The 2,423-nt window shown below is 73.6% G+C and carries 3 protein-coding genes; 2 read left to right on the top strand and 1 reads right to left on the bottom strand.

What is annotated here, in order from left to right:
- Positions 1–128: 128 nt before the first annotated feature.
- Positions 129–1,295: an NAD(P)/FAD-dependent oxidoreductase gene (locus G3I40_RS07250; protein ID WP_164301332.1), complete on the bottom strand. Its 1,167-nt coding sequence runs from the start codon at positions 1,293–1,295 to the stop codon at positions 129–131.
- 161 nt (positions 1,296–1,456) lie between these two features.
- Between G3I40_RS07250 and G3I40_RS07245 the strand changes: the two genes are divergently transcribed.
- Together G3I40_RS07245 and G3I40_RS07240 are read left to right on the top strand one after the other, a co-directional pair.
- Positions 1,457–1,906, top strand: a complete 450-nt coding sequence (locus tag G3I40_RS07245; RefSeq protein ID WP_164301331.1) for a DoxX family membrane protein — start codon at positions 1,457–1,459, stop codon at positions 1,904–1,906.
- Positions 1,906–2,352 carry a Zn-ribbon domain-containing OB-fold protein gene (locus G3I40_RS07240; protein WP_164301330.1) on the top strand — a complete coding sequence of 149 codons (447 nt, stop codon included), beginning with the start codon at positions 1,906–1,908 and terminating at the stop codon, positions 2,350–2,352. Before G3I40_RS07245 ends, G3I40_RS07240 begins: the two co-directional genes overlap by 1 nt.
- Positions 2,353–2,423 lie beyond the last annotated feature (71 nt).

Raw genomic sequence — 2,423 nt, 5'->3', positions numbered from 1 at the left:
GTGCCCGCGGTCGGGCGTTTCGCCACGCTCGCGGTCGGGCGTTCCGCCGCGCTCGCGGTCGGGCGTTCCGCCGTGCCCGCGGTCGGCCGCTTCCTGGCGCAGGCGGCCGGGCGCCTCGCCCCGCCCGTCTATCCCTTGGCCAGCGCCTTGCCGATCCGTTCCGCGTCGAGGGCCAGCTCGCGGAACATCCCGCTGATGGGGTTGGTGTAGCCCGAGAAGTAGAGGCCCGGCGCCGAGGCCGACGTCCTGGCACCGTGCGGCCGCGGGCGGCCCGTCGCCGGTTCCAGTACGCCGAGGTGGCCGACCAGCGACTCCAGGCCCTGCCGGTACCCGGTCGCCGCGATCACCGCGTCCGGGGTGATCCGGGTGCCGTCGGCGAGGACGACCTCCGCGCCGTCGAAGGAGTCGACGGCCGCGACCGGCCGGACCTTCCCGGTGCGCACCGCGGCGATGAGGCCGACATCCTGCACCGGGATGGAACCCTGGCGCACCCGCGAGTACAGGCCCGTGTCGGGGCGCGGCAGGCCCTGCGCCGACAGGTCGGGGACGCTCAGCCTGCCGAGCGGGCCCGCGAGCCGGTCGACCAGGCGCACCGGCAGGCGGCGGCAGAGGATGCCGGTCAGCTGGGCGGGCCAGCCCAGCTGGGAGCGGCGCACGATGTGCGGGGCGGTGCGCACCGCGAGCCTGACCCGGGCGGCGCCTCCCTGCGCGAGGTCGACGGCGATCTCGGCGCCGGTGTTGCCGACGCCGACGACGAGGACGTCCTGGCCCGCGTAGGGGGCGGGGTTGCGGTACTCGCTCGCGTGCAGCAGCTTGCCGGTGTACGAGGAGGCGCCGGGCCAGTCGGGCAGCCGCGGGGTGTGGTTGTGCCCGGTGGCGACGACGACCGCCGCGGCCGTCAACTCCCGCCCTCCGGTGGCACGGAGCACCCAGCCGTCCCCGTCGGGGGCGCGGTCGATGCGGGTCACCTCGACACCGGTGACCACCTCCAGGTCGTGGTACTCGGCGTACTTCTCCAGGTAGCGGATGACGTCGTCGCGCGCCACCCAGCGGCCGAAGCGGCGCGGGATGGGCAGTCCGGGCAGGCCGGACAGGCGGCGGGTGGTGTGCAGGTGGAGGCGGTCGTAGTGGCCGCGCCAGGAGGCGGCGACCCGGTCGGACTTCTCCAGGACGACGGCCCGGACGCCGTGTGCCTTCAGGCGGGCGGCCGCCGCGAGTCCGCCGGGGCCGCCGCCGACGACGTACACCGGCGGGCGCTCGTGACTGCGGGCCGGTCGGGGGTGGGGGTCGGTCATGAGCGGAGCGTAATCCTGCTGATTCTTGATGGGTCGCGGTCAAGACTGAAACCGGTTGCGAATCGATCACGGCGCGGGGACGGCGTCCCTCCCCTTGCGGAGAACGCGCCCCATGCGCTGAACTGACGTACCGTCAGAAACTTGGTGAGGAGCCGGATTTCATGGACGCGATAGGGCTCAGCGGCGCCGAGTGGCTCGCCGTGCTGCGGATCGGGCTCGGACTGTGGTGGCTGGAGAGCTGGCGGCACAAGGACAAGAAGGGCTGGTTCGAGCGCGGGACGGGAATCGCCTGGGCCGCCGACGTCGCCGGCAAGCACAAGTGGAACGCGGTGCGCAGCGGGTTCGACGTCGTCGTGAAACCCCGGCCGAAGACCATGGCGTACGTCGTCGTGTACGCCGAACTCGCCCTGGGGCTCGGCCTGGTGCTCGGTCTGCTCACGCCGGTCGCGCTCGTCGGCGGGCTGCTGCTGAACCTCCTGTACTTCACGCTCATGATCCACGACTGGGCCGAGCAGGGGCAGAACGCGATGATGGGGCTGATCTCGCTCGTCGCGCTGTTCGCCATGTCCTGGCAGACCTGGTCCCTCGACCACGCGATCGGACTGTTCTGATGGCCGCGACCGGCGCGGACCCGCGCTTCGACGTCCCCGAGCCCGACGCCTTCACCCGGCCCTACTGGGACGCGGCCGCGCAGGGCCGGCTGCTGCTGCGGCACTGCGCCGCGTGCGGACGCACGCATCACTACCCGCGCGAATTCTGCCCATACTGCTGGAGCGAGGACGTACGGTGGCGGCCCGCGAGCGGGCGGGCCGTGCTCTACACGTGGTCCGTGGTGCACCGCAACGACCTGCCGCCGTTCGGCGGCCGCACCCCGTACGTCGCGGCCGTCGTCGACCTCGCCGAGGGGCCGCGGATGATGACGGAGGTCGTGGAGTGCGCACAGGAGGAACTGCGGGTGGGGATGGAGCTGGACGTCTCCTTCCGGGAGGGCGGGGGCGGCCTCGCCGTGCCCGTGTTCCGGCCGGCCGGGCAACCGGCGCGGGCCGCTGGCGGCTGACCGGCGACCTCGACGCGTTCGAGGCGCTCGCCGGGGAGTTCCTGCGCGCCGACCCGGCGCTGCACACGGTC

Origin of the sequence: Streptomyces sp. SID14478 (assembly GCF_010548525.1) — a bacterium.
In the GTDB taxonomy this organism is placed as follows: domain Bacteria; phylum Actinomycetota; class Actinomycetes; order Streptomycetales; family Streptomycetaceae; genus Streptomyces.
The sequence above is the reverse complement of the archived record's forward strand: the minus strand, read 5'-3'. Positions and strand labels throughout refer to the sequence as shown.

What these genes read in the sequence shown, in the direction of transcription:
- G3I40_RS07240 (WP_164301330.1), top strand. Translation starts at nt 1,906, where the DNA reads ATGGCCGCGACCGGCGCGGACCCGCGCTTCGACGTCCCCGAGCCCGAC.
- G3I40_RS07250 (WP_164301332.1), bottom strand. Translation starts at nt 1,295, where the DNA reads ATGACCGACCCCCACCCCCGACCGGCCCGCAGTCACGAGCGCCCGCCG.
- G3I40_RS07245 (WP_164301331.1), top strand. Translation starts at nt 1,457, where the DNA reads ATGGACGCGATAGGGCTCAGCGGCGCCGAGTGGCTCGCCGTGCTGCGG.